The organism is Natronococcus sp., assembly GCF_047921035.1.
Classification (GTDB): domain Archaea; phylum Halobacteriota; class Halobacteria; order Halobacteriales; family Natrialbaceae; genus Natronococcus.
On record NZ_JBLRWX010000166.1, the window covers coordinates 1 to 4210 of the forward strand.

6 protein-coding genes and 1 tRNA gene are annotated in these 4210 nt (G+C 67.7%); 6 read left to right on the plus strand and 1 reads right to left on the minus strand.

What is annotated here, in order from left to right:
- Nucleotides 1–327 (minus strand): ribbon-helix-helix protein, CopG family (locus ACNA7R_RS19375; RefSeq protein WP_416285155.1); only part of this gene is annotated, 327 nt, incomplete at its 3' end.
- 112 nt (nt 328–439) lie between these two features.
- On the opposite strand from ACNA7R_RS19375, the gene ACNA7R_RS19380 reads away from it, so the two are divergent.
- The 6 genes from ACNA7R_RS19380 to ACNA7R_RS19405 all read left to right on the plus strand — a co-directional run.
- Nucleotides 440–513 (plus strand) — tRNA-Tyr (locus tag ACNA7R_RS19380).
- Between the two features lie 427 nt (nt 514–940).
- Nucleotides 941–1327, plus strand: coding sequence for a hypothetical protein (locus tag ACNA7R_RS19385; RefSeq protein WP_416285156.1), 387 nt, complete (start codon nt 941–943; stop codon nt 1325–1327).
- Nucleotides 1328–1379: 52 nt separating this feature from the next.
- Entirely contained in the window at nt 1380–1991 is a 612-nt protein-coding gene (locus tag ACNA7R_RS19390) for a translation initiation factor IF-2 subunit beta (RefSeq protein WP_416285157.1), read from the plus strand.
- Between the two features lie 64 nt (nt 1992–2055).
- Nucleotides 2056–3255 (plus strand): M24 family metallopeptidase, encoded by a 1200-nt coding sequence (locus tag ACNA7R_RS19395; RefSeq protein WP_416285158.1) that lies wholly within the window; start codon nt 2056–2058, stop codon nt 3253–3255.
- Between the two features lie 49 nt (nt 3256–3304).
- Complete coding sequence (locus tag ACNA7R_RS19400; protein WP_416285159.1) at nt 3305–3943, plus strand: HAD family hydrolase; 639 nt, start codon at nt 3305–3307, stop codon at nt 3941–3943.
- A 34-nt stretch (nt 3944–3977) separates the two neighbouring features.
- Nucleotides 3978–4210 (plus strand): cobalamin biosynthesis protein (locus ACNA7R_RS19405; RefSeq protein ID WP_416285160.1); only part of this gene is annotated, 233 nt, incomplete at its 3' end.

A 4210-nucleotide genomic window follows, 5' to 3' on the forward strand; every position in this document is an offset into this window, starting at 1 on the left:
GTCGGAGTCGGTGTCCGACACCGCCGACACGCGGGCGTCGGCGGCGCTGCGCGATCCGTCCTCGAGCGAGATCGTCACGTTGACGTCCTGGCCACGCTCCGGCGGGCGCTGGGCCCGGGACTCGGCGAGTCGCTCCGTGAGGAGGTCGTCGACGCGCTCCCGGACGAGGTCGTCGATCGCCGTCTCGCCCGTTCGATCGGGCGAGTCCGACGACGACTCCTCGAGGTACGCCCGCAGGGCCTCGCGCATGACCTCGCTCTTGGAGGCCTCGAGATCCTCGAGGCGGGCGACGAGGTCGTCGTCCGCGCGGAACGTGATCTTGCTCATCCTCTCGGACGGTCCTTGTCATCCCACCTATATCAATTATCTGGTCATCGCGGACGAACCCGTCCCGAATGATAACCCTTATGTCTCCCTCGGGGACTACGTTGAGGTGCGCCCGCCCTTAGCTCAGACTGGTAGAGCAGTCGACTGTAGATCGACTTGCCCCCCGTTCAAATCGGGGAGGGCGGATTTCTCGTGAACTCGTTCGGCGAGCGTAGCGAACCCGACGAGTTCCGAGAATCTCTCCCGATCCGATTTGAGCTTGTGAGTCGCGCGCAGCGCAGCGAGCACGTCTCACAGCGTTCAAATCGGGGAGGGCAGACTTTTTCCAGGCCGATTCGCGACTGTCGATCGGCTTGTCCCCCGTCCTCGTGCGCGAAGTGAACTTCTGCCCGTCCCGTCGAGTTCCACTCGAGGGGAGTCGCACCCGTTCGGCGACCCGATTACCGGCCCGAATTGTTTGTGGAAAATAATTATATATCAAGGCGGCGAACTGTAGTCGGGGCAGGTGGTGGTGACGGTTTCCCGGCGGAGTGGAAGCCGAGGCGGAGCCGCGCTGGACGGCCCCGCCCTCGCCGGCCGGCCGTTTTTGTCCGGGCTCGTCGTACGACCGCGCATGAGCGACGACGGACCGAGTCGCGACCGCGCGCAGGACCGGGCCGAACAACGCAAGTCACGACGCGCCGACGAGGCCGAGTCGATCCTCGAGGAGGTCGAGCGCGACCTGGGCTCGCTCGAGTATCCCGTCTCGAGCGAGGAGCTCGCGACCGAGTACGGGAGCGAGCCGATCGACATGCTCAACGAGACGGAGTCGCTCGGCAGCGTCTTCGACCGGCTGGCCGGCGAGGAGTACGACTCGCCCGAGGAGGTTCGCGAGGCCGTTTACGGCGAACTCACCGGCGAGGCCGGCGACGCCCGCGAGGCCAATCCCGAACGTGACCTCGAGGGGCTCGACGAGGAGGGACAGGGCTCGGTCAGCGAGAGCGGCGGCGACGCCCTCTGAGCGCGTCCCCCAGAGCAGAACGGATTTACGTCAGCGACGTTTGGACTCGAGTATGGATTACGAATCGAGTCTCGACCGTGCGATGGACGAGGTTCCGGATATCGGCGGCGACGAGAGCCGACTGGAGATTCCGGACCCCCACGCCCAGAAAGACGGCGCGTTTACGCGATTTACGAACCTCGGCGACATCGCCGACGTCCTCTCGCGCGAGGACGAACACCTCCACCGGTTCATCCAGCGCGAACTGGGGACCAGCGGCAAGTTCGAGAGCGGCCGCGGCCGGTACAACGGGACCTTCTCCGAGCAGGACTTCAGCGCGGCGGTCGACGCCTACGTCGACGAGTACGTGCTGTGTTCGGAGTGTGGCCTGCCCGACACCCGTCTCGTCCGGGAGAACCGCACCCCAATGTTGCGCTGTGACGCCTGCGGGGCGTTCCGTCCCGTGAGCAAGCGCTCGACGAGCAGCCAGCAGCAACAGCAGGCCGACGCCGTCGAGGAGGGTCAGACCTACACCGTCGAGATCACCGGTACGGGCCGAAAGGGCGACGGCGTCGCCGAGAAGGGCAACTACACGATCTTCGTCCCCGGCGCCGAGGAGGGCGACGTCGTCGACATCTACATCAAGAACATCTCGGGCAACCTGGCGTTCGCTCGGATCGACTGAGACGAACTGCTGTACGAGCCGTCCCAACTGAACGTTTTTGTCGTCGCTCCCGCCTTGCTGTAGTATGCACGTTCCTCCGGCGGAGTTCGAGCAACGGCTGTCCGACGTCCGATCGCGACTCGAGGGTCTCGAGGCCGACGCCGGCCTCTGGTTCGGCGCGACGAGCATCGAGTACCTGACCGGGTTCGACCACATCCAGACCGAGCGCCCCGTCGCGCTCGCGGTGACAGACGAGCGGATCGCGATCACCGTCCCGCGACTCGAGGTCGAACGGGTCGAGGAGAACCCGCGGATTGACTCCGTTCGTCACTATCGGGACTACCCCGGCGGCCGCCCGATCGAGACCGTCGTCGGGATGCTCGAGGAGTTCGGGATCGATCGGGTCGCCGCCGACGCCGACGGCGCGCCGGGGACGATGGGGTACCAGGGGCCCGCCTTGAGCGAGTTCCTCGAGGTCGACACCCAGAGCTGGGTCGCTCGCCTGCGCTGGGAGAAGTCGGACGCGGAGATCGACCTCATCCGGGAGTCCGCGAAGTGGGCGAACCTCGGCCACCGCTATCTCGCCGACTACACCGAACCCGGCACCCACCCCGCGACGGTGAGCCAGCGCGCCTCCACCGACGCCTCGCGGGCAATGCTCGACACGCTGGGCAACCGGTACGTTCCCAGAACCCGAGGGTCGGGTCCCGTCACGGCGGGCTACATCACGGGCGAACAGAGCCGGCTCCCCCACGGCCACACCGCGAACCGGCGGCTCGAGGACGGCGACGTCCTCGTGACGGGCGCGACGGCGAACGTCGACGGCTACCACTCCGAACTCGAGCGAACGATGTTCGTCGGGGAGCCAAGCGACGAGCAGGTCCACTACTTCGAACTCATGAAAGAGGCCCAGGAGATCGCGATCGACGCGCTCGGACCCGGCGTTCCGATCGCCGACGTCGACCGCGCCGTCGAGACCTACTTCGAGGAACAGGGCGTCGCCGACCTCGCCCAGCACCACGTCGGCCACAACATCGGCCTCGCGGGCCACGAACCACCGTATATCGACGAGGGGTGGGGCGACCACTGCGGGAGCGAACACACGAGCTACGACGACGAGGACGCGGTGATGCGGCCGGGCCACGTCTGGACGATCGAGCCCGGGCTCTACACCGACACGTACGGCTACCGCCACTCGGATACGATCGCCGTCACCGACGAGGGAATCGAGTGGCTCACCTACTACCCCCGCGACCTCGAGTCGAACATCGTCGGACTCGAGTAGCCGCCCGCCGACCGCGAGAGTAAAGTCAGCTTGTGCTCGTTACGCGAACGTGGCAGTCTCGTTCGACCTCTTCGATACGCTCGTCGACGTCGACCAGCCCGCGACGCCCGCGGCGGCCGTCGCCGACGAACTCGAGTCCCGGGGCGTCGACGTCCCCGAGGACTGGGCCGACGCCTACGCGAGCCCGCACGTCGATCCCCCCGAACACGCGGAGGTACCGCTGCCGGCCCACGTCAGCCGCGCGCTCGCGAGCCGCGGGGTCGAGTTCGAGAACAACGTCGTCAGACGCGCGGTCGTCGCGGCGTTCGACCCCGTAGTCGAGACCCGCGAAGGGGCACGCGAGGCCGTCGCGGGCGGCCGCGACCGCGGTCCCGTGGCGATCTGCTCGAACTGCAGCGTCCCCGAACTCGTCGCTCGAACGCTCATCCGGGCCGACCTCGACCGGGACGGGTTCGACGCCGTCGTCACGAGCGTCGCCTGCGGCTGGCGCAAGCCGGCACCCGAAATATTCGAGCTAACGGCCGACGAACTCGGGGTCTCCCCATCAGCGGTCGTCCACGTCGGCGACGACCCCCGAACCGACGGCGGGATCGAGGCCGTCGGCGGCACCGCGATCCTGCTCGAGGACGTCCCCCTTCCCGAGGTTCCCGAGGCACTGGCGAGCCTCGAGGGAGGGACCGAACCGTGAGCACACGCGCGGGCGATGGGTGGAGATCGATCGTATGACGCTGACGACGATTGCGCTGGTCGGGTTCGCCCTCGGGCTGGATCGACTGGTCGGCGAACCCCCCAACGCAGCCCACCCGGTCGCGTGGCTCGGTCGTCTCGTCGGCGCGCTCGATCGACCCTGGAGCGACGACGACCGCGTCCAGCGGCTGCTGGGCGTGCCGATCGCGCTCTTCGTCCCGCTGGTTCTCGCCGTCGCCGCGGGCGGGGTCGTCCTCGCCGCGATGGC